Raw genomic sequence first — 21,800 nt, 5'->3', positions numbered from 1 at the left:
GTTATGTTTAAAAAGGCATTTCAAATTCTGCAACAGCTCGGCCGCGCTTTGATGACTCCGGTTGCCGTCCTGCCGGCAGCCGGTCTGCTGCTCCGTTTCGGTGACAAGGATTTACTTAACATTCCTATTATAAAGGATGCGGGCGGCGTTGTATTCGATAACCTGCCGCTGATTTTTGCCGTAGGTGTCGCGATTGGTTTAGCTGGCGGCGAAGGAGTAGCCGGACTTGCCGCTGTCATCGGATACTTGATTTTAACCGTCACCCTGGATAACATGGGAAAACTACTCGGCCTTCAGCCTCCTTATGAAGGGGCCGAGCATCTGATTGATATGGGGGTATTCGGCGGCATTATCATCGGGCTGCTTGCCGCATATTTGTACAAGCGTTTTTCATCAATAGAGCTGCATCCCGTCCTTGGATTTTTCTCAGGAAAACGATTTGTCCCGATTATTACTTCGGTCAGCTCATTGGTCATCGGCGTTATTTTCTCATTTGTTTGGCCGCTAATTCAAAACGGAATTAACGCCGCCAGCAGCTTAATTGCCGATTCAACGGTCGGCCTGTTCTTTTATGCAACAATCTATCGCTTACTGATTCCTTTTGGACTGCATCATATTTTTTATACACCTTTCTATTTTATGATGGGCGAATACACAGATCCATCGACAGGCAATACCGTAACCGGCGATCTGACAAGGTTTTTCGCCGGAGACCCGACTGCGGGACGTTTTATGATGGGCGATTTCCCTTACATGATTTTCTGTCTGCCGGCAATCGCGCTTGCCATCATCCATACCGCGCGGCCCGAAAAAAAGAAAATGATTTCCGGCGTCATGATTTCAGCAGCGCTTACGTCTATGCTCACTGGAATTACAGAGCCAGTTGAATTTGCTTTCTTGTTCGTCGCGCCTGTGCTTTATTTAATAAACTCTATTCTTGCCGGCATCATCTTTGTCGTGTGTGATCTGTTCCATGTCCGTCACGGCTACACCTTCTCCGGCGGCGGAATTGACTATGTGCTGAATTACGGGCTTTCGACAAACGGCTGGGTCGTCATTCCTGTCGGGATCGTCTTCGCCTTCATTTATTACTATTTGTTCCGTTATGCGATTTTGAAATGGAATCTGAAAACACCCGGCCGTGAAGCAGATGAAGATGATCAAAGTGAAGCCAAATCTCCTGTTTCAAAAGACCAGCTCGCCTTCCACGTATTGCAGGCGCTGGGCGGCCAGCAAAATATCGCCAACCTCGACGCATGTATTACAAGGCTGCGTGTCACCGTTCATCAGCCAAGCCAAGTAAACAAAGACGAACTAAAGCAGCTTGGGGCGGTAGGTGTGTTAGAAGTGAACAACAACTTCCAAGCGATTTTCGGCACAAAGTCAGATGCTTTAAAAGATGATATCAAAACGATTATAGCTGGAGGTGTCCCGGCTGCCGCCGCGGCGCTTGATGCTGAAGCCGAGACCCAGCAGGAGCCTCCTGCCGAAGAGTCTTTTATATATCCGATACAAGGAGAAAAACTCTCCCTATCCGACGTGCCTGACCAAGTATTTTCAGAAAAAATGATGGGTGAGGGTTTCGCGATTGATCCAACAGAAGGAAAAGTCGTTGCCCCCGCTGACGGCGAGATTGTATCGATATTTCCGACAAAACACGCCATTGGCTTTACAAGCGCTGGCGGCACGGAAATGTTGATTCATGTCGGCATTGATACGGTGAAGCTGAACGGAGAAGGCTTTGAAGCTCATGTCACGAGCGGCCAAACCGTCAAACAAGGCGAACTGCTTCTAACCTTTGATCTGAATTACATTAAGCAGCATGCTGCTTCCGCCATAACGCCTATTATTTTCACAAATGTATCTGAGGAACAAATGAACCGTATGAACATGAAGTAAAAAAGTCCCCCTGACGCGGGGGACTTTTTATCCAACATAATGAAAGCGCTATCAAAATAAATTTTTAAAAAAGGGGTTTGCATTTGATTCACGAATGGTATGAATAAGCCTCATCATATCATTCTAAAGGGGGATTCATTTGAAAAAATTTATCGCGTTTCAAATTTTAATCGCATTGGCTATCGGCGCAGTAATCGGCCACTTTTTTCCTGATTTCGGAATGGCGCTCAGGCCTGTCGGTGACGGATTTATCCGCTTGATTAAAATGATTGTCGTGCCGATTGTATTTTCTACCATTGTCATCGGAGCTGCTGGAAGCGGAAGTATGAAAAAGATGGGCAGCCTCGGCGTAAAGACCATTATCTGGTTTGAAGTGATCACCACTTTGGTGCTGGGCCTGGGACTTTTATTGGCAAATGGCTTAAAACCAGGCGTCGGGCTGGATCTTTCTCACTTAGCGAAAAAAGATATTCATGAACTTTCCGGCTATACAGAGAAAGTCGTGGATATCAAACAAATGATCCTTGATATTATCCCGACAAACATTATTGATGTCATGGCCAGAAACGATTTACTCGCTGTCATTTTCTTTGCGATTTTATTCGGTGTTGCCGCCGCTGGCATCGGCAAAGCCTCTGAACCAGTGATGAATTTTTTTGAATCGGTCGCTCAGATTATGTTTAAACTGACGCAAATCGTCATGGTGACCGCTCCTATCGGCGTGCTTGCCCTGATGGCCGCCTCTGTAGGCCAATATGGCATCGAGCTCCTCCTCCCCATGTTTAAATTGGTCGGTACTGTTTTTCTTGGTCTGTTTCTGATCCTCTTTGTCCTCTTTCCGCTTGTTGGTCTCATCTTTCACATTAAGTATTTTGAAGTGCTGAAAATGATATGGGATCTGTTTCTGATTGCGTTTTCTACAACCAGCACCGAAACCGTTCTTCCTCAGCTTATGGATCGAATGGAGAAATACGGCTGTCCGAAGCGGGTGGTATCATTTGTCGTTCCCTCCGGCTTATCGCTGAATTGTGACGGATCAAGCCTATACTTATCGGTTTCCTGTATATTTTTGGCACAGGCCTTCAATGTAGACATGACGCTGTCACAGCAGCTTCTCATGATGCTTGTGCTTGTTATGACCAGCAAAGGCATCGCCGCTGTTCCGTCGGGCTCCCTTGTCGTTCTTTTGGCGACTGCAAACGCTGTGGGGCTGCCTGCCGAAGGCGTCGCCATTATTGCAGGCGTGGACCGCATCATGGATATGGCCCGAACAGGTGTTAATGTACCGGGACACGCGGTCGCCTGCATCGTGGTTTCTAAATGGGAAAAGGCCTTCCGCCAAAAAGAATGGGCCGCCGCAAACGGACAAACGGAAAGCATGTAAAAAAAGAACACCTCTCTGCATGAGAGGTGTTCTTTCCATATTATTCAGCAGCAGCGTGCTCTTCTTTTTCAATCGCTGCAAGTCTGGCGCTAACTTCTTCCGCAGTCATATTGTGTTCTTGTACATATAAGTTTCTTGGGTTCGTGCGGCATTCGTGGCTGCAGCTGCGCATATATTTGTATTCATTTTCCGGTGTGCATATGATTTTCTTATTGCATGATGGATTTGCACAGTTGACATACCGTTCACACGGTTCACCTGTAAAGTAGTCTTTTCCGACAATGACATGCTCGACACGGTTGACCGGCACGCTGATTCTTTCATCGAATACGTAGCATTGGCCGTCCCAAAGCTTTCCTTGCACCTCAGGATCTTTTCCGTATGTGACGATTCCGCCGTCAAGCTGTGATACATCTTCAAAGCCTTGTTTCATCAGCCAGCCTGAGAATTTTTCACAGCGCACGCCGCCCGTGCAGTATGTCAAAATCTTTTTGCCTTCAAGCATCTCTTTATTTTCTTCGATCCATTCTGGCAATTCACGGAACGCCTCGATGTCAGGACGGACAGCTCCTCTAAAATGGCCGAGATCATATTCATAATCATTACGCGCATCAAGGACGACTGTATCAGGATCCTGCATCTTTTCAAAGAATTCTTTAGGCTTCAAATGCTTTCCTGTTGTTTCATTTGGATCCACATCATCTTCAAGGCGAAGCGTCACAAGCTCTTTTTTATGACGGACAAACATTTTCTTGAACGCATGATTTTCTTCTTCATCAATCTTGAACACCATATCCGCAAAACGAGGATCAGCTTTCATCGCTTGCATATATTGTTCAGTCTGCTCAAACGTACCTGATACCGTACCGTTAATTCCTTCAGCTGATACAAGAATACGGCCTAACAAACCAAGCTCCTTACAAAAAGCCAGATGCTGCTCTCTAAACACCTCCGGCTCTTCAATCGGAACATATTTATAGTAAAGTAATACTCTGTATTGTTTTTCCATGATATAAACACCCTGTTCAATGATATAGTTAGTTGTTATGCACACTCTTACTATATCATACAGGAAAACACCTCAAAGATGAACACATCCGCCCAGACTGATAAAAATATCCAAACTCTTACAAACCCAGGAGGCGAGCGGGTTCGGGAAAAAACAATAGTATTTTCCATTCATTTACTAATAAAATCACATGTATTTTTCAGATAACTACACTTATAATTCTTCCTCAAACGATAAATTAACAGGCTCATCTAAAAGCTCTCCCGGCATTTCAAGATTTGTTGAAGGAACGCTCTCGTCTACCTCTTCAAAAACAACATGATCCAGCCACACTTGGCCTGGTCCCGATAGCTGAACGCCGAATGAAATGACAGCACTATTTTCAGGAACATCTAAAACAACAGCGTAATGATTCCAATTGGTTGTTCCTGTAATTGGCCTGTTGCTCATATTATCAAATTGAAGAACATCTTCAACCGCACTGTCAACCCGCATCCACAGCGACGCGAAATGCTTTACGCCTTTTGTTTTGATAAAACTTGATAGACGCAATCTCTTCCCGAGATAACGATCCGCCTTAAATTGCTGCATCATTGTCGCAAATTCCCCGATGTCATGCACCATTGTTGATTTTAAATACCCCGACGCCTTGCCCTGATGCACATTTTCCCGATCAACCCCCATTTCAAATTAAAATGGATGACTGCCGCTTAATACCCAGCCCTTCATTTTTTTCTTCATCCAAGATTCCTCCTTTTTTGCAGTTAAACGTTTCATAAATGTTCGATATGCTCCCGGCGGCATGTGATACATTTTTTTAAATGCCCGAGTAAACGCCTCTTGAGATTCAAACTGATAATGCAAAGCAATGTCGATGATGCGAACATCTGTATAAAGCAAAGCAGCTGCTGCATTCGCAAGACGTCTTAAACGAATATAAGAAGCAACCGACATGCCAACTTCTTTTTGAAAAATCCGATGAAAATGAAATTTAGAAAAGCCTGATACGTTTACAATATCCTTGCCAGATATCGGCTCATGCAAATGTGATTCAAGCCAATCAATGGTTTGCTGAACAGCTTTTTCATAATATATGGAACACTTTAATCTCCTTTCTGTTTTAGAATAAAAGATCCCGCCTTATTTTTGCGATATGTAAAAATCCCCTGTGTGTTTACACAGGGGATCTTCTTTCCTCACTTTATAATAACAGAAGGCGTTATATGCTCCAGCCAAATCACACCATCATATTGTTCCTTCAATATCATTTGCTCCTCCTTGAAACCCCAATACAGCGCTGTACGCGGCGTATACATCCATGAAGTTCCTTTGCTTTTTTTGGTATGGAGAAAATCAACAAAGACCGATGGATGGTTCGCAGCTTTCAGCAAGTCTTCAAGACTTCCAGCCGGCGGCGGGCTTGTTACCGGATTAACAGTCTTATTATCGGAGCTATCCAGACTGGCTCCAGAGTACGCATAGATTCCAATGGTATAGGTCTGTTTTTTCAGCCGCTCAGGCAAATAATCACCCATGTTAGGTCCGTTTAGCTGTACCCAGTCCTTTATCATTTTGGTATTCTGTTTGCGAAGATGGTAATTGTGCCCCCAGACGATAATCTTCTTTTTTGGATAAAGCGTTTCTGCAACCCACTGAAATTGTTCAGCCATCATGCGGTCTCTCATAAAGAATGAAAAATCCTCCATATTCTCCGGATAATCCATTAGCTTTTCTTTCATTTCTTCCAGCATGTATGTTTCCATTACGTCAATTCTCAGCTGAAGGGAATGCACAAAGATCTCATAAGCTTTCGGCTCTTTCGGAAGGTGCGCTTTTAGCGTTGAAGCATGTGTGTCAGCGAACTTGATAAGCTCCCTGTAGTTTGTCACAAGCGCTTCTTTCTTTTGCGTAAATTCTTCCATCGTTTTGCTGTTTGACACTAAGCTGAAAAAATCATTTTCTGATTGGGAAAGCAGCTCGGCTTTTTCAGGGTCCACCGCCTTTACCCATTGATTCGCAGCACCGTCGAATGAATTCTTCAGGCTTTGAATATCAAATCCAGTGAGAATAAGCGGATCACCTTTCTCTTTTTGCTCTTTCATATAATCAAACAGTTCAACCACATCTTCTGTGTGCCATACGGGGTAAATGGATTGTTTCATCATGCTCTTCGGGGTTAATTGATCCATGTGAAGGTAGGATGCATTTGCTTCGGGAAAGCCAGACTCAAAGGCCAGTACATCATATCCCAGTTCTTCGTGGAGGTATTTGATCATGCGGACCTTTGTTGCATTCATCTCACCTGAGCCATGTGTGGTTTCTCCTAACTGGACGATTCGTTTTCCTTTCAGCACTTTCTTCAGAAATCGAAGATCTTTGTTTGAAGCATCGGAAGAATCCAGCGGATGGGCATTCCGTTCAATCCAGCGATCCCAATGTTTTTCTTCAGAAGCAGCACGGGCGGGCGCTGCAAAAGAAGAAAACGCCAGACAGACGATCAGCAGCGGCAAAGTCATTTTTACTAACTTATGTTTCAATTCTATCTCTCCTTTTCTGCTAGGTTCTCTAGTAGTTACGAGATAGTTATAGAAAAAGTTTCCTTTTCAGTTATATATAAAAAAAAGCTTCTGCTGATAGAAGCCATTTTTTTAAGAGCCTTTCATTGCCTGATGAAAATAAAACCGATACGTATTTCTCAAAAACGTTTCAACCGGAAGCTGCACATCCGATTGGTATTTGCTGATGATGAATGGAAACCGCTCCAATCCTTTTTGGCGCAAATCGTTCACTTGCTCTGCATCAGTTGCCGCCTCTTGCAGAACTGTTTCCACAATCGGCCAGCACGCTTCCTGCACCTTGTGAAGAGCCGCTCCATCTCCGGTTTGCTGATAATGTGTGATCCAGCTGACGATTTGTTTTTCCATCACTCTCACCTTTCTTCAAAAAAAGAGGCGCCGCTTCCATTTGCGAGCTCCTCTTCTTTACTCTCCATAACCTATCAGTTGCCCGACTTGGACTTCTTGGCCTTCTGTTACATCAGCAGACGGCCGGAACGCGTCTTTTTCAAAGATCAAAATGACGGTTGAACCAAATGAAAAGTACCCCAGCTCCTCGCCGATCTTCAATTGATCACCTGTGCTGGTCTGCACGATGGAGTTAATATTCATCGCGCCGACAGGAATCATCAGCACGTTTCGATTGCCGCTATTCAACTCATAAACAACTCGGTAATTTTTCGACAGTACATCTTTTCCGTATTTTAATCCTAACTGATTCACCGGGTATGAACGGTTCCCGAGTTCTGCCAGCTTTTGATATGTGCAGCTGATCGGGGAATGAAAACGGTGGTAATGCCGCGGGCTTAAGTACAGCACGACGAAATATCCACCGTTGTATTGATGATCAGCGCTTTTACAGCCGGTCAATTCAGCAAATGAGTAGTCTTTTCCCTTTACCGTAAAGGTTTGATTATGATTGATAGTCCCTATCGTCTGAACGACACCGTCAACGGGGCTGACCACAGCATGCGCCTCTTTTGAAACAGGGCGCCGCTCCAAATTAATATTCCGAATAAACAATTCGGAAAGCGAACCGTAGTCAGCGGCCGTTCCGTCTACATCATTCCAGTTAATCTGAAAGTGTTTAGAGAAGAGCGGAATGACCGGCTTACTGATTTTCGATTCGCAAAATCCTTTGATCAGGCAGGATGATAATCGATGGTTTGTCAGTTCTATCAATGATCGGTACAGAATCTTTACAGCCGTATTAAACATGAATAATCCCTATAACCCTTCCGATTGTAATAAAAATAAAGCACCACAAAAAGGCGCCGATCGCCGCGTACGCGATATACGTTTTCAGCTCCATTTTGCCGATTCCCGAAAAGTAACACGTCACATGCCGGACGCCTGGAATAAAATAACCTAATATAAGAGAATACGGTCCGTATTTCTTCATCCATTTTTCTACTTTCAGCATTCTCTTTTCTTTCAAACCGACCCATTTGCCATACTTATCGATAAACGGACGCCCGGCCTTTCTGCCGATCATGTAGCTGATCATCATCCCTAACAGGGCTCCGACAAAGCTGATAAAAATGGCAAGCTCATAATTCAGCACATCAATATGCGTAAAATAACCGACGATTGTCATCATGACTTCGTCGGGTATCGGCAATCCAATAATTCCAAGAACAAGCATTAAAAAAATAGCGAGATAACCATAATCCGCTATCAGCTGCTGCACTAATTCCATCTTTCGGACTCCAGATTTTCTGCTGCGTGTTTTTTAAAATGAGGAAATTTCACTTTGCTCACCATTAAATAAGACAGCCCGCATGTGCCGAGCGCCAGCAGAATCGGGTTATTCACAAAGCATAAAATGACGAGACACATTGCCGCAAATGGAATCGGCATTCCGATAAACGTCGGAAGCTTGCTTTGTTCAACATTAAATTTAGAGAGCCGAAGCATTCCGCAAATACTGTAAGCCAGCGCGCATAGTATCCCGATAAACGGCAAGGCATATAAAGCGACACTGTAGGCGAGCATGGATGGCGCCACACCAAATGTAACCAGATCCGCAAATGAATCCAGTTCTTTCCCCATATCCGATACAGCATTCAGCTTACGAGCAGCCATTCCATCGAAGAAATCGAGAAACATGCCGGTAAAAATGAAAATCACTGCTGAATGGATGTTGTGAAATATTAAGGAATGAACCGCCAAAAGCCCGCAAATAAAGTTTCCTATCGTAATCATACTGGGTATATAATTCACAGTGTAACCAAACCTCCAATTGAAAAAAACCTTATATCAACACGACGTTGTATATCGAATCAGCGTTACAGGAAAAATCTCTCTATTAAACATGATAACATAGACTGCCAGAAAAAAAGCAGCACTCAAATTCTATTATTATACAACATTTGTTACCTTTTGAACAATGAATGCCAGTCTTTTCAATTTATGTACTCATTTCATTTTCGCCTAAAAATGACATTACACGTTTATTGACATAGTCCGGCTGCTCCAGAGGTAACAGGTGTCCCGCATTCTTGACCATTTCCGTCTGAATCCCCGCGACTAATACAGAAGCTCTTTCTAAAGCCATTTGCTGATGGTACATCACCTCATGCTCACCGAACATCACCAGCATCGGAACCGTGATCGACTTTAACTCCGCGTCTGTGAACACGTACGGGAAGCCATTTTCTCTCGGTGTCAGGCTTCTTTTCTCATCCTGCCACTTGACTCCAGCCTTTATCTGCTTTTGCAGCATGGGATGAAGCTGATAGCGGTCAGCTGTCAGCCACTTGATGTAAGCATCAGCCCCGCTCGGCTCACTAAGGCCTGCGGCATATTTATAGACATCCGGATGAAATGATATAAACGCTTCAGCAGGACTCATGACAACCGCTCGTTCCACTCTTTCAGGCATATCAAGCAGAAAGTTCACTGTATGAAGCCCGCCAAGGGAAAATCCGGCCAGATGTGCTGTCTCCAGTCCAAGCGAATCAAAAACATCTTTCAGCCAGTGAGCGCAATCAGCTCTCGTATTCAGAGAGGCTGATGGTATACTTTTATTTTTGTCTCCTATTATATCGACTGCATATGTACGATATTGACCGCTCCACTCGGCGATATTCGGATACCACATGACAGAGCTGAAGAGCCCCCCGTGAAGCAGTACAAGCGAAGGTGCGTCCTTTGGCCCACTTGCCATGATATGTGTTTTTCCAAAACGAGTAGAAACATAGAAAGCTTCCGAATCAATCGGCCACAAAGAAAGGCTTTCATCATAAGCCTGGTAAAAGCATGTACCGCCTTCAGCCGCGGCAAGCTGCATCGAATCCTGTTTCATCTTTTTCTTTTTCCTCCGACTTTCATTTATATATAGAGAAAGGAGACTGCCCTTTCTTGTAAGAAAAAATACCCATTCTTATTATCTCATATAACAATTTTCCAGTATATAGTTTGATCATATACGAAGATCAATAAAAAAAAGACGCTCTTCCTAAACTTGAAGGAAAACCGTCTATTCTTTAAAGACTAATGGAATAACCTTATCTTTTTTGTCCTTTGTTAATGACACTTGATGTGTCACAGACGTTTCATTCTTCGTCAAGGCGATGGAATAGTCACCCTTTTTCCCGGTATCCCATGTGATGTCTCCGTTTTTGTCTGTCAAACCGAGAATCTCACCGATCTCTGTATTCGGCTCCTGATCTGATGCCGGCGCTTTGACAATCGTCACTTGAACGCCTTCCATCGGTAACCCGGCATCGTCTTCCACATGAAGGGTCACAGGAATCGTTGTTTCTTTCTGAGCAGAATCTGAATGCGCCTGAGAGCTGCATCCGCATAAAAACAAAATAGAAATGAAAACGGCCAGTTTACCGTATTTATTGCTTTGCCCAATATTGAATATTGTTGAATACATCATTCGTCACCCTTGTTCCCAAGTTATATGACGATCCTCCGTTGGTATGGATTGCAATGGCCGTCTGCCCCGTATCACTATAATTGCGGTAAACAGGCGAGCCGCTTTGGCAGCCGTACGTATCAGTTGTATAGGTCAGCTTATACGTTTCCGCAGAGCGAATCGGCTTTGTATCAGACCACATGGTGCCGAAAGTCTTGTCACACGGAAATCCTGTAACTGATGTAGAGAGGCCGACGGGGCTGCTGCTGTTTGTTGTTCTATAACCATACCAGCCAACCGTGTTGCCAGGAGAACCATTTAGTTTTATTGCACCGTAATCATAATTGGTATCTTTGCTTTCCGTCCATCCTTTAACGGAGTAAAACATCGTGCCGGAATAAGTGCCGTATGGATAGGATGAACCATTGCGGCCCGGCGCAGCAGTGATCGAAGAAGCCCACCCGTGATCCTGGCTGTACACACAATGTCCGGCCGTTACCACAGTATTCGGGTTCACTAAAAAGCCTGTGCATCCATAAGTGCTTGAGGTATTGGGATATTTGACAGATAGCTGAACCGTTGCTCTGTAAGGAAATGACGTAGTGCCTGAAATTCTGACACGTTCATCTGATCCAATTACACTTGAAGGCTTTAAGGATTTAATGTTTTTTTCTGATTCTATGAGCTCGTGTAATGTTTTGCTTGTTTTTCCAGTTCCTTCATAAGGATCAGAAACCAATTCCGCTTTCGACGTCTGGTTATTGCTGACTTCAGCTTCCTTTCCCGTATTGGAGACAGAGGTTTGCGGGTTCTCCGCCGCTTCTGCCGGCGTTCCGAAAGATACCGCCGCTGCCGTTGCCAAACACAAAATCATAAACCCTGTAAAGCATTTTTTTCTGAATCTTGAGACTACTCTCATTTTAGTCATCCCCCTCCTTTTGTGTCAACCAGCCTTTTCGTTGGAAGACTTTTACATTATAATCAAGAATTTGATTCTTATGATACAATTTTTGGCGGTGATGATAAAAAAAACGGGCCATGTATCAAGACAAGGCCCGTCTGTTTCATGTCTATTGAATCGATAGTTGATCCAGCGCTTTCTTCGCGTTCTCTCGCGCTTTTCCAACAGTGTCAGCCGCAGAAAGCGCAACCGCCATACGGCGTCCGACCTTCGTTATCGGCTTTCCAAACACGCGCACTTGTGTATTTGGCACTGCCAGCGCGTTTTCCAAACCTTCAACAGTGTAATCCGCTGACTCTTCCGGTACTTTGAGGGGCCGGCTGGCGCCTGGAGAAAGCTGTGTGATTTCTGTAATCGGAAAGCCGAGAATCGCCCGAACATGCAGCGCGAATTCCGACAAATTTTGCGTCACCAGCGTCACAAGACCTGTATCATGCGGTCGAGGAGACACCTCACTGAAATACACCTTGTCTTTCGCAAGGAAAAGCTCAACACCAAACAGACCGTACCCGCCAAGCTCATCAGTAATGGCTTTCGCAATATGCTTCGCCTCTTCAATTTGCTGCTCTGTCATATGATGAGGCTGCCATGATTCGATATAGTCTCCATCCTTTTGCTCATGGCCGATCGGCGCACAAAATACCGTACCGTTCACTGCACGCACAGTTAAGAGTGTAATCTCTGATTCAAACGGGATAAACTCCTCGACGATCACGCGTCCGTTCTTCACTCGTCCGCCTTCCATCGCCGTCTCCCAGCAGCTCTCCAAGTCCGCTTCTGAGCGGCATACGCTTTGGCCTTTTCCCGAAGAACTCATCAACGGTTTGACGACACAAGGGAAGCCGATATGAGCGGCCGCCTGTACAAATTCTTCATATGTATTCGCAAATTCATAGCCTGCCGTCGCAAGCCCGAGCGTTTCTGCCGCAAGCCGCCTGATGCCTTCCCGATCCATCGTCAGCTTTGCTGCACGCGCATTTGGGATAACGTGAAATCCTTCCTCTTCAAGCTTCAGTAATTCATCCGTCGCGATTGCCTCAACCTCAGGCACAATCAAATCAGGTTTTTCTTTCTCAATAATGTGTCTGATCTGCTCACGATCCAGCATGTCAATGACATAGCTTTTATGCGCCACCTGCATCGCCGGAGCATGCTCGTAGCTGTCTACCGCCACCGTCTCTACCCCGAGACGCTGGGCTTCAATCACAACCTCTTTCCCCAGTTCACCTGAGCCTAACAATAAAACCTTCTTTGATTGATACATCTTTGCCCCTCCTATCTGTTCAAAAACCATTATAACTGAAATATTCAAAAAATAAATTTCGCAATAAAAAAGCTAAAATAAGAAAACCCTTATTTTAGCTTATGATTCCAATACATTAATTGCCGCCACAACATCCGCTTCACAAAAAGAACCCATCAAACATAACGATTCTTCCGGCTTGCACGTATGAGCCGCAATGACTTTCTTCGCTTGCTCTTGATCCTTATGAATGCCTAAATCACTCAGTTTCACCGGGAAGCCAAGCTGCTGATAAAACGGAATCAGCTCTTCAATTTCCTGATTTCTCTTCTCAAGCGCAAGCTGAATCAGTATGCCGTACGCCACCTTTTGTCCGTGCAGTACATGATGGGTTTCCGGGATAAAACTCAGACCGTTGTGAACCGCATGGGCACCCGCCATCCTGCCGAAGCGTCCGGCATAACCGCCTACAGTTCCTGCCAAAGTAATAATGGTTTCTGCTACAGCTGTGAAAGAAGCCGAGGCTTCCCCTCTCTCAAGGCTTTCAACAGCCTTAAGGCTTTCCTGCAACAAAAGATCACGAATATAGACAGACTGCCTAAGCCCTGCTTCGACCATTAATGAAACAGGCTCCTTCGTATTTCTGATAATGGCTTCCGCTTCATACCACTTCGCAAGCGTGTCGCCAATTCCGCTTTTGACATATTCGATAGGAGAAGAAAGCAGCAATAACGGATCGACGAGTGTCAAATAGCTGGAACGTTTATGATAATCAACTCGGATAAAGCTGCCTTCTTGATCATAGATCACGCTCAGCGGCGTGCTTGCCGCGCAAGTTCCAGGGATTGTCGGAACAGTTATGACTTCGATATCCATATGATCTGCAACAGCTTTTGCCGTGTCTAACACTGTTCCTGCGCCAATCCCGATAATGAGATCAGCAGATGCCGTTTGTTCCGCAATCTCCCTTATTGCTTCAGGCGAGCTGTACCCTTTATGCTGAATCACTCTCCACTCTGGCGGAATCGCAGCATACGTTTGAAACGCCTCATACGACTTGATGCCCGTTACAACAACAGGATGCTTCCATTCCTTCACAAATGCCGGCAGCTCTTTTACAATTCCTTGTTTGCATATGTATTGATTCGGACCGCTTCGGACAATATCTTCTGGCTGCATCTCTCATCTCTCCTCCATTTTTTCATCAATCATCTCACTCTCCTTCAAATGGTGTCAATCCGCTTTCCCCGCAAACCACCCGCCAATGGCATAAGCGCTGAAAAACAGTGCAACCCCTGAAAATCCCGCCTCATAGAGCAGTTCCTCCACTATGCGGGAACTGGATGAGTACTCACGCTATGGAATCCACCCTGGGAAAGGTTAGTGGCAAAAAAATGTTCATCCACGCTTACATCTGTCATTGACACAAGGACGAATTAGAAGCGCCATTTTTGATGGCTTCGATTGATGGAGAACGTTAGCAGCAGGTAATGTAAATCACCTGCTTTCTCCTTGTCCTGCAGCAACATCATACAAGAAATCCCCAAAATTCATGCTACACTTAACCCAAGACCACCACACCGACAGGAGGCATCCCATGCAAAACGAAACCCGAACACTGCACCTTGACCCGCACCTTAATATAGAAGCCTACCGCTTCAAGGGGATTATGCAAAAATTCCCGAATCACTTTCACGATTATTATGTGATTGGTTTTATTGAAAAAGGGCAGCGGTACCTGGCCTGTCAAAATCAAGAATATATCATCAATCCAGGTGATCTTCTTCTCTTTAACCCCCGTGACACGCACAGCTGTGAGCAGATTGACGGGCGCACGCTCGATTATCGGTGTATCAATGTGATGCCGGATGTCATGAAGAAGGCGGTGGAAGAGATTACTGGCGCCGGGCATCTCCCTTATTTCTCCCACCATGTGTTATTCCGCCATGAGCTGACATCCAGTCTGCAGGAATTGCACATTCTGATTTCCAAGGAAAAGCAGGCTTTGCGCAAGGAGGAGCTGTTTCTTCATTTACTGGAAGAGCTGATCCGCCGTTATTCAGACGTTACGTTCCTCAACAGCATTCCTGAACCATCCGACGAAGTCAAAATGGTTTGCGGATTTCTAGAAGAACATTATACCGAGAACGTCACGCTCAATGATTTGAGTGAACTAACAGGCTGGAGCAAATATCATTTATTGCGTTCATTTACAAAACAAAAAGGAATTACGCCTAATAGCTACCTGGAGACAATCCGGATTAATCAAGCGAAAAAACTCCTTGAACAAGGGGTTAGACCGATTGATGCTGCATTTCAGACAGGATTCAGCGATCAGAGCCATATGACGAAGTTTTTCAAACGACAGGTGGGGCTGACGCCGAAGCAATACATGAAGATTTTCGAAAGGGAGTTTCAAAAATGAGCATTCAACGAGAAACTGCCGGCCATACAGCGGCAATTGTGACCATTTTGATTTGGGGTACGACCTTTGTTTCGACAAAAGTTCTGCTGGCTGACTTTACTCCGATGGAAATATTATTTTATCGGTTTTTGATCGGCTTTATTGCTCTGATCCTTGTACGTCCTAAAATGATCCCGTTCAAAAGCTTGCGGCAGGAGCTGTTGTTCGCCGGAGCAGGTTTATTTGGCGTGACCTTATACTTTCTATTAGAAAATATAGCGCTCACGTATACATACGCATCCAATGTTGGCATGATTGTGTCCATTATTCCGATGATCACTGCGGTTCTGGCTCATTTTCTGCTTGAAGGGGAAAAACTGCAGCTGACTTTTTTCATCGGATTCGCTGCAGCGCTGATCGGGCTTTTATTGATTACTTTCAACGGTAATGTCGTGCTTCACCTGAAGCCGCTCGGGGACATCTTAGCCGCCGCAGCCGCTCTCGTGTTTGGATTTTATTCGATATTTATGAAGAAATTAAGCGCTCACCGTTATCACATCATCGAGCTGACACAAAGAGTATTTTTGTACGGCTTGCTGTTTATGATTCCCGCTTTATTCTTGTTTGACTTCCATCTTGACCCGAGCCGCTTTTCAACCGCTTCAAATGCACTCAACATGCTTTACCTCGGCATTGGCGCATCCGCTTTATGCTTTGCCACATGGAATTACTCGGTCGGCGTGCTCGGCGCCGTGAAATCCAGCGCTTATATTTACATGGTGCCGGTTATCACAATCATCTCTTCCATCTTGATTCTGCAGGAAAAAATGACATGGATTGCTCTTCTGGGAGGGGCGCTTACACTGTTAGGACTCTACATTTCAGAGCTGAAACCGAAAGCGAAATGGAAAGAGAAACGGGTTTAAAAAAGATGCCGTATCGGTATCCTTTTTTATTTCGTCCTACGTTTGCCACCTATAAATGAACGCGATCAAAAGAATGGAGGAATCGAAATGGATGAAATGGTTTTAATCACACAGCAGTGGCTGAACGAGACGTACAGGGGCAAACATGGGTATAACCCAGTAGAAGAAAGCGGGAAAACTGGGTGGGATACGATCTACGGTCTGACTCGGGCGCTTCAAATTGAACTAGGTATCTCAGAGCCAGCTGATAACTTCGGGCCGACAACACAGCGCTTATTTAAGCCTCTTAAACGCCAAGCTCCAGATTCAAAACCAAGCAACATGAATTTTATTTTACAGGGGGCTTTATGGTGCAAAGGCTTTAATCCCGGCGGTTTTACAGGCGTCTTTTACGAAAAAACAGAAAATGCGGTGAAGGAGTTTCAGAAAGCTGCAGGACTGACAACTCAGGATGGAATTGTCACCACCTTGATTATGAAAGCCTTATTGGACATGAGCGCTTTTAAGCTAGTGTCTGGGGGCGATTCAAGGATCCGTCAGATTCAACAAAACTTAAACCGGGACTACAATGACTATATCGGTTTAATGCCTTGTGACGGACTGTATGCCCGCGATACCAACAAGGCCCTTATTTATGCTTTGCAAAAAGAAGAAGGTATGAGCACAAGTGTCGCCAATGGATTTTTCGGAAACGGCACAACAAGCTTATGCCCTACTTTAACTCCCGGTGATTCAAGAACAGGCTTTATTTTAATTGTTCAGTACGCCCTTTATTGCAACGGAAAATCATTCGACCCTGGTGAGTTTGACGGCAAATATGGCGTCGGTGTTGTTTCAGCCGTTAAAGCATTTCAAGAGTTCATGTGCCTGCCGCAAACAGGTTATGCAGATATGCCGACCATTAAAGCTTTATTATCAAGCTCAGGAGACACAACACGCGCCGCTTCAGCTTGTGACACCGCTACTATTATTACTGCAGAAAAAGCCCAAACACTGCGGAATAACGGTTATAAAACAGTTGGCAGATATTTAACCGGAAATGTGCGGACAAGCAGCGGCCTCACATCAAAAGCCCTGACATCTCAAGAACTTGCAGTTATTTTTGATGCCGGATTAAACATCTTTCCGATTTATCAAGACGGCGGCTATCAATCTTCTTATTTTGTAAAAGACCAAGGCACAAGAGATGCGTACAGTGCTGCTTCAGCGGCTCGAAGATTAGGTTTCCCGTCAGGCACGACCATTTATTTTGCTGTCGATTTTGATGCCTACGATTATGAAGTAACAGATAAAATTATTCCTTATTTCCAGGAAATCAAGTCAGCTTTTGCGAAAATGCAGACGTTTTCTACTGCGCCTAAATACGAAATAGGCGTATACGGACCAAGAAATATTTGTATCCGAACCCAAGAAGCAGGACTCACAAAGTATAGTTTTGTGGCAAATATGTCAACTGGCTTCAGCGGCAATCTCGGCTATCCGATGCCAAATAACTGGGCCTTTGATCAATTTTATGAAGTAACAATCGGAAGCGGTTCTGGAAGCATCGGGATTGATAAAGACGGCTTTTCAGGAAAAGACTCTGGAGTAAGCCATGTAAATCCACCGTCTGATCCGGTATATGATGCAAGACTGCGTACACTGACAGACATTTTATCTACCATTCCAGCTTTAGAAAATCTCTCAGGTCTCGCAAACGCGATGTTTGAATTTGATACGACAGAAACCATTTTCACATCACCAGAGTTGGATATTATTCTATCCACATCACTTCTGGCAACCATACCAAGTGAAGGCTCACCAAACACAATTACCATTACAAATGGTAAACCAGGTGCCTATATCACGGGTTTATTGGGCGATACCCAAACGTCTCTCACTGCGTCACAAATTGATTCTTATCAAAACCTTTTAAACAGTCTCAGCTTGTCAGTACGTAATGGTTATCTGGAGGTTTATGTAAATCCAACTGCTCAATCATTAAATATTCAAGTTAAAATCTATACCCCTGATATTCCAGTAGGTGACAGTGCCACAACTGGACTTACGACTACGATTACGTTTAAAATAAAACAGAAGCACTTTAGATTACCAGATTCGGAAGAAGAAGTATACACACCAAATTGGGATACTATTGTAAACAACATGCTGCTGGTAGGTACAGGTATTATTGTAGTTGTAGGTATTGGTGCTTTAGTACTCTTAGCACCTGAGGCAGGAGCAGCGGCAGTACTGTTCGGTTCGTTATTAGCAGCTTTTAAATAGTTTTATAATCCATGAATACTCATAGAGTATTCATGGATTTATTTTCAAGGAGGATTCTACATGAAATTTGATATGCAAATTTATAGGAAAACAGTCAAAAAAATTGAAACTGAATTGTTTCCTGTCAGGAATAATGATAATGAATTATTGACATATCTTATGAAACAAGATTCATTGACATTAAATCAAATGAAAATGTGCTTAACTGAACCTGAACTCACATTCAAGCATTCTATTAAAATCGTATTTTCAGTCACATTAATAACACTATATATATTTTTTTTCAGCACTCATTATAATGACTTAATAGCCATGTCTATACAAATGTTGTTTGCGTTAATCGGCTTGTTTTGGATTGTTGCATCTTTTGCAAATGCTAAAAGAATTCAAATCTCCCAAAACTTCAAACAAAAATCCGAAAACACCCGCATTGTCGGTATGATCGACTTCGTATTAGAACAAAAATACAAAAAAAGCATCTCTGAATAATCCTCGCCAGAGATGCTTTTTCTCTCTTATCCCTTCTCCATCACAGCCGCACTGTCACGATTCATCGCCGCAGGCTCCCTCAGCATCACGTTCATCACGCTTGCAAGCACAAGCATTCCAATCGATAAATAAAAAGCCAGCGTATACTCACCTGTTACGGTATAAATGACGCCGGGCACATACGCTCCAAGGGCAGAGCCAATTTGATGGGCAAGTGACAGCCAGCCGATCATGAGGCCGATCGAGTAATTCTGAAAGTACTGGGTGGCAAGCATTTGCGTCGGCGCTACCGTTGCAAAGTCCACCAATCCAAACAGAACCGCAAAGCCTAAAAGCAAGTAGGGTTCGTGGCTGTAAATCAGAATCACAATCGACAGCGCGCGCACCGCATATAAAAAACAGAGGATTTTCCGGCTGCTCCACCGATCCGCTATGATTCCGGACAGTAAGATACCAGCGATATTAAAACCGGCCAGCAGACTGACAGCGGCGCTCGTAACAGTCGTAGAAAAACCGTGATCATGAGAAAAGGGAATCAAATGGGTATCCATCAGCCCGACGGTCGTAAAGCCGCAGATTAAAAATGGAAGGATCAACAGCCAAAACTGCTTCATACGAAACATCGCGGTTACTGAGCCTGCTTTGGTTTTTGATCCTGTTTCTAACTCCTCCTCAGCAGTCCCGCCGATCGGCTCTTCATTTTTTTCTGAAGGATGATTTCGCAGCAATAAAAGGGCTGCCGGAAGGACAATGACCATTAACAGCAACCCCAATGCCACAACCGTCAGCTTCCAGCTAAACCAATGGATCAGCATAAGCGAGCCGGGAACCAGCAGCATTTGCCCCGCTCCAAAGCCCGCTTCCATGATTCCAAAGGCAAGGCCGCGCTTTTTGCTGAACCAATTCACCACCAGCACACTGGTTGCTACATTCGACGCTCCGCCAACTCCGAGTGACACCCCCAACCCGTAAAGCAGAAAGAGCTGCCACGGTGAAGTGATAAAACATGTCGAGAAAATGCTGATCCCGGTCAGTAACGTGCTCCATGATAAAACTGCCCGTGCGCCCCATCTGTCCACAAGCCGCCCGATCACAGGCTGGGATATCCCGTAAACGATAAAGCTCAGCGTTGAAATCAGCGAGATGGTGCCCCTATCCAGCGAAAACTCCCGCTCCCAAGGCTCGACAAACGCACCAAACGACAGGCGCACACCTTGTACGGCCAATAAAATCAAAAAGGTGATAAAAACGATGATCCAAGCATAGTGGAGTCTTTTCATGACAGCTCTAAATCCCATCGTTCTTCTGTCAGATGCTGTCCCCATAATGGCGTTTCTTCTTTCACTTCACTCAGTCTGAATCCAAATTTCTCGTAAAGCGGACGGGCTTCAGCCATACTGCTCACTGTCCAAAGAAAAATCCGTTCAAACTTCCTCTCTCTGCTATATGTAACGAGATGCTCAAGCAGTTGCGTGCCCAGCCCTCTGCCTCGAAACGCGGCATCAACCAAGAACCATCTCAGCTGCACCGTCTTTTTATCTTGTTTGACCAATCCCACACAGCCTGCAAATTTTCCGCCGCTTTCCGCGATCCATATCTTTTCAATTTCCGCGTCAAATGTCTCATGGAGATAAGCTAAAAATGTATCATCCCAGCCATGAGTCTCTGCATAAAATTTCCTTTGCTTTTCAATGAGAAGGTGAATATCATCCGAAAGATAATAATCTCTGATTGAAATGCCTGATGACCTGGATGAGAGCGACTGAGACAATATGGCTTCAATCTCCTCCATAGCCGTCGCAAGCTTGTGCTGCTCTTTGTCATCGATTTCCTTCAGCATCAGCTCAACCTGTTCATTCGCTTTCTTCTCAAGCTTTTTATAAATGGCTTCCCCCGTTTCCGTCACATATATATAATGATGGCGGGCATCAGCTTTGCTCTTCTCTTTATAAATCAAATCTTCTTTTTCAAACTGTTTCAGTATTCTGCTGACATATCCCCGGTCAAGCCCCAGCTTATCCTGAAGATCTTTCGCCGTACAATTTGGCGTATTGTAAATCTCAAATAAAATCCGTGTCTCCGTTAAGGAAAACGGGCTGTCATAAATGTGTTCGTTAAGGAAGCCAAGAACATTCGTGTAAAAACGATTGAACTTTCTGAATTTTAAGCCCGTTGCTGATTCATTGGTTTTCAAAACTTCTCCCCACTTTCTTATATCGTTGATTAAAGCAATTATAATCACATATAGTTGCCATAGTCAACGATATGTCAAAAAAGCGGAGGAAAATTTCATTTTCCAGATGCCTTCCTCTTCCTCAACACCATCAATGTAATATACGATAAAATCAGCGAAAACAAGCTATAGACAACGGCCCATCCCAAAAAAGATTGATTAAAAACCGTAAACGTAAGCACGAGAGAAATGATCAAACTAACTAACGGCATCATATATACATTTTTACAAACATAAGTCCCGGCGACCGATAACACAATAATTGCTAACGGTAAAATGCCGAATGCGATATCTAATTTATCCACCTGCAACAGCCTCCCCCCAGATTTTTATGTTATTTGCAAAAAAACATAACTACCAAAAGGATAACATTTACTTTTTCACACAATTTAAAATTACCCGTTTACATTCACTCCAGACTATGATAATTTAAGAAAGCGCTATCACGATAAGTTAATAGCTTGGATGGAGATGAGGAGAGCCAGGAATTCCACCCCTTTTGACAAGGGGGTGTTTTCTGGCTCTTTTTGTTTTTCAGAAGGAGGGCACGCCACACATCCAACA

19 protein-coding genes and 2 pseudogenes are annotated in these 21,800 nt (G+C 44.4%); 6 read left to right on the top strand and 15 right to left on the bottom strand.

The window, feature by feature from the left end:
• Positions 1 to 3: 3 nt before the first annotated feature.
• Both ptsG and gltP read left to right on the top strand, forming a co-directional pair.
• Positions 4 to 1,899: a glucose-specific PTS transporter subunit IIBC gene (gene ptsG, locus KXD37_RS15940; RefSeq protein WP_106021185.1), complete on the top strand. Its 1,896-nt coding sequence runs from the start codon at positions 4 to 6 to the stop codon at positions 1,897 to 1,899.
• 139 nt (positions 1,900 to 2,038) lie between these two features.
• Positions 2,039 to 3,283, top strand: a complete 1,245-nt coding sequence (gene gltP / locus KXD37_RS15935; RefSeq protein ID WP_106021182.1) for a glutamate-aspartate/proton symporter GltP — start codon at positions 2,039 to 2,041, stop codon at positions 3,281 to 3,283.
• A gap of 40 nt (positions 3,284 to 3,323) precedes the next feature.
• Here the strand turns inward: gltP and KXD37_RS15930 are convergent, their stop codons facing one another.
• From KXD37_RS15930 to KXD37_RS15875, 12 genes and pseudogenes are all read right to left on the bottom strand, one after another.
• Complete coding sequence (locus KXD37_RS15930; RefSeq protein WP_024120071.1) at positions 3,324 to 4,292, bottom strand: rhodanese-related sulfurtransferase; 969 nt, start codon at positions 4,290 to 4,292, stop codon at positions 3,324 to 3,326.
• A 213-nt stretch (positions 4,293 to 4,505) separates the two neighbouring features.
• Positions 4,506 to 5,387 (bottom strand): annotated as a pseudogene (locus tag KXD37_RS15925) (helix-turn-helix domain-containing protein).
• Between the two features lie 101 nt (positions 5,388 to 5,488).
• Positions 5,489 to 6,808 carry an erythromycin esterase family protein gene (locus tag KXD37_RS15920; RefSeq protein ID WP_369810956.1) on the bottom strand — a complete coding sequence of 440 codons (1,320 nt, stop codon included), beginning with the start codon at positions 6,806 to 6,808 and terminating at the stop codon, positions 5,489 to 5,491.
• Positions 6,809 to 6,940: 132 nt separating this feature from the next.
• On the bottom strand, positions 6,941 to 7,216 hold the full coding sequence (locus KXD37_RS15915) for a hypothetical protein (protein WP_024120068.1): 276 nt from the start codon (positions 7,214 to 7,216) through the stop codon (positions 6,941 to 6,943).
• 57 nt (positions 7,217 to 7,273) lie between these two features.
• Positions 7,274 to 8,065 (bottom strand): phosphatidylserine decarboxylase, encoded by a 792-nt coding sequence (locus KXD37_RS15910; protein WP_024120067.1) that lies wholly within the window; start codon positions 8,063 to 8,065, stop codon positions 7,274 to 7,276.
• Entirely contained in the window at positions 8,058 to 8,546 is a 489-nt protein-coding gene (locus KXD37_RS15905; RefSeq protein ID WP_024120066.1) for a DedA family protein, read from the bottom strand. The genes KXD37_RS15910 and KXD37_RS15905 overlap by 8 nt, the downstream gene beginning before the upstream one ends.
• Positions 8,537 to 9,070, bottom strand: a complete 534-nt coding sequence (pssA, locus tag KXD37_RS15900) for a CDP-diacylglycerol--serine O-phosphatidyltransferase (RefSeq protein WP_095714500.1) — start codon at positions 9,068 to 9,070, stop codon at positions 8,537 to 8,539. The genes KXD37_RS15905 and pssA overlap by 10 nt, the downstream gene beginning before the upstream one ends.
• A 187-nt stretch (positions 9,071 to 9,257) precedes the next feature.
• The gene (locus KXD37_RS15895; RefSeq protein ID WP_106021178.1) at positions 9,258 to 10,154 is read right to left on the bottom strand and encodes an alpha/beta fold hydrolase; all 897 of its coding nucleotides are present in this window, start codon (positions 10,152 to 10,154) and stop codon (positions 9,258 to 9,260) included.
• A 174-nt stretch (positions 10,155 to 10,328) separates the two neighbouring features.
• Positions 10,329 to 10,733, bottom strand: a complete 405-nt coding sequence (locus KXD37_RS15890) for a DUF2606 family protein (protein WP_024120063.1) — start codon at positions 10,731 to 10,733, stop codon at positions 10,329 to 10,331.
• Complete coding sequence (locus KXD37_RS15885) at positions 10,696 to 11,634, bottom strand: trypsin-like serine peptidase (protein WP_151174718.1); 939 nt, start codon at positions 11,632 to 11,634, stop codon at positions 10,696 to 10,698. Before KXD37_RS15885 ends, KXD37_RS15890 begins: the two co-directional genes overlap by 38 nt.
• A gap of 151 nt (positions 11,635 to 11,785) precedes the next feature.
• Positions 11,786 to 12,940, bottom strand: coding sequence for a phosphoribosylglycinamide formyltransferase 2 (gene purT, locus KXD37_RS15880; protein ID WP_263463650.1), 1,155 nt, complete (start codon positions 12,938 to 12,940; stop codon positions 11,786 to 11,788).
• A 99-nt stretch (positions 12,941 to 13,039) separates the two neighbouring features.
• Positions 13,040 to 14,098 (bottom strand): iron-containing alcohol dehydrogenase family protein, encoded by a 1,059-nt coding sequence (locus tag KXD37_RS15875; protein ID WP_263463649.1) that lies wholly within the window; start codon positions 14,096 to 14,098, stop codon positions 13,040 to 13,042.
• 418 nt (positions 14,099 to 14,516) lie between these two features.
• Between KXD37_RS15875 and KXD37_RS15870 the strand changes: the two genes are divergently transcribed.
• From KXD37_RS15870 to KXD37_RS15855, 4 genes and pseudogenes are all read left to right on the top strand, one after another.
• The gene (locus KXD37_RS15870) at positions 14,517 to 15,344 is read left to right on the top strand and encodes an AraC family ligand binding domain-containing protein (protein ID WP_188323492.1); all 828 of its coding nucleotides are present in this window, start codon (positions 14,517 to 14,519) and stop codon (positions 15,342 to 15,344) included.
• Positions 15,341 to 16,304, top strand: a pseudogene (locus tag KXD37_RS15865) (DMT family transporter). Before KXD37_RS15870 ends, KXD37_RS15865 begins: the two are co-directional and overlap by 4 nt.
• A gap of 32 nt (positions 16,305 to 16,336) precedes the next feature.
• Entirely contained in the window at positions 16,337 to 18,514 is a 2,178-nt protein-coding gene (locus tag KXD37_RS15860; RefSeq protein ID WP_263463648.1) for a glycoside hydrolase domain-containing protein, read from the top strand.
• Between the two features lie 60 nt (positions 18,515 to 18,574).
• Positions 18,575 to 19,003: a hypothetical protein gene (locus tag KXD37_RS15855; RefSeq protein WP_188323489.1), complete on the top strand. Its 429-nt coding sequence runs from the start codon at positions 18,575 to 18,577 to the stop codon at positions 19,001 to 19,003.
• A gap of 26 nt (positions 19,004 to 19,029) precedes the next feature.
• Here the strand turns inward: KXD37_RS15855 and KXD37_RS15850 are convergent, their stop codons facing one another.
• From KXD37_RS15850 to KXD37_RS15840, 3 genes are all read right to left on the bottom strand, one after another.
• The gene (locus KXD37_RS15850; RefSeq protein ID WP_188323792.1) at positions 19,030 to 20,283 is read right to left on the bottom strand and encodes an MFS transporter; all 1,254 of its coding nucleotides are present in this window, start codon (positions 20,281 to 20,283) and stop codon (positions 19,030 to 19,032) included.
• Positions 20,280 to 21,197, bottom strand: coding sequence for a helix-turn-helix domain-containing GNAT family N-acetyltransferase (locus KXD37_RS15845; protein WP_188323488.1), 918 nt, complete (start codon positions 21,195 to 21,197; stop codon positions 20,280 to 20,282). Before KXD37_RS15845 ends, KXD37_RS15850 begins: the two co-directional genes overlap by 4 nt.
• Before the next feature lie 95 nt (positions 21,198 to 21,292).
• Positions 21,293 to 21,541: a YbeF family protein gene (locus tag KXD37_RS15840; protein ID WP_024120055.1), complete on the bottom strand. Its 249-nt coding sequence runs from the start codon at positions 21,539 to 21,541 to the stop codon at positions 21,293 to 21,295.
• Positions 21,542 to 21,800 lie beyond the last annotated feature (259 nt).

The organism is Bacillus sp. XT-2 (assembly GCF_025696525.1).
In the GTDB taxonomy this organism is placed as follows: Bacteria; Bacillota; Bacilli; order Bacillales; family Bacillaceae; genus Bacillus; species Bacillus halotolerans.
Note: the sequence above shows the minus strand (reverse complement) of the source record. Positions and strands in the feature narration are given on the sequence as shown.